Source organism: Acinetobacter sp. YH16044 (assembly GCF_013417145.1).
Classification (GTDB): Bacteria; Pseudomonadota; Gammaproteobacteria; order Pseudomonadales; family Moraxellaceae; genus Acinetobacter; species Acinetobacter amyesii.
Genome location: NZ_VPEK01000160.1, coordinates 1 through 1221, shown reverse-complemented (window position 1 = coordinate 1221; position 1221 = coordinate 1). Strand labels below are relative to the sequence as shown.

The 1221-nt window shown below is 28.5% G+C and carries 1 protein-coding gene and 1 pseudogene; both read left to right on the top strand.

Going from position 1 to position 1221, the window contains the following annotated elements; translation table 11 throughout:
* A pseudogene (locus tag FTV38_RS18275) lies at positions 1-72 on the top strand (mobilization protein); the annotation flags it as partial.
* 162 nt (positions 73-234) lie between these two features.
* The gene (locus FTV38_RS17715) at positions 235-984 is read left to right on the top strand and encodes a hypothetical protein (RefSeq protein WP_180023070.1); all 750 of its coding nucleotides are present in this window, start codon (positions 235-237) and stop codon (positions 982-984) included.
* The last annotated feature ends 237 nt before the right edge of the window (positions 985-1221 follow it).

Genomic DNA, 1221 nt, shown 5'->3' with positions numbered 1-1221 from the left:
AAGGAAAAAATACTTGCTGAAATGAACGAGTATTTAACTGAAGAAAGAGACAGAAAGTTATTTAATCTTTAAGGTTTTAATATTCAAATTTCGTATAAGAGATTTTATGTTAAATAATTTTTAAGTCTTACTTTAAATTAATGATTAATTTAATTTTATATTGATTAAACTTCATATTTAAGAGTAATAAAGTATAAGATTAAGTATTATTTTTTAGAGTTTTTGGAGTGTCTGTTGGGATTAATAGTTACAGAAAGTAAGCAGGCATATTTTGATCCAAACCGTGAATTTTTAGTTAACACATCTATAGAGTCTAATCCGCAATCACAGCGGTATAGCGGGGTCTTAGTCTATAGTATTTTCAGAAGGTTACATACTCAATCGAACGGGCAAAATAATCCAGGGGATGGAAATCCTTTAATATTTGCTTTGAAAGAGATGAAAGGATATTCCATTACTACTGAAGAATGGGGGAAATTTTCAATTAACAGAGATTTAATAATAAAAAAAATCATCAATAAACATCTAATATTTAATAATATTTTATGCATACCATCATCAAGTAATGTTGTTTATGATACAGCTATATCAATTAGTAACTGTGATAGTTTCAAAGAGCCTGTATCTGTTTATGAAGCTTGTTTTGAAAAAAAAACTATAAGTGAAATTTATGAAGACTTTTCTAAAGTAGAAGTACCTAAAAAACTAAAAAAATTAGCGAATAAAGTTCTATCTGATTTAAAAAAGTTAAAAGATGATCCGCATTCTGTATTTAAAATGAAAGCTGTTGATGTAAGAATTAGACCATATATATCGACATTGAAGTTGGTGGAAAACTTTAAAATTTATCCTGATCATTATTATATATTCATTGAGGATCTGATTAGTTCAGGAAGTACTATTAACTCAGCAATCGAATGTTTGGTCCGAAGTGGTATTCCAAAGGAAAATATATTAGGTATTTCCTTGTTAAGTAAAGTTTGAGGTTATGTAAATAGGATTGCATTCATTGAATATGTAGCTTATGATTAGAAGTATAAAGTAATATTTTATATTGCTTTATGGACCATTTCTGTGCCCAATGGTCGATAAAAATGAAGTAAATAGTGGAAAATTCTTCTAACAAGAATGAGTTGCTATTTATGGGTCCGAGCAACACCGTTGAACGAGGTTAGACTGTAAGAGTCAGGTATCGTTTTTTAGGCATCGGCTAAAACAAAA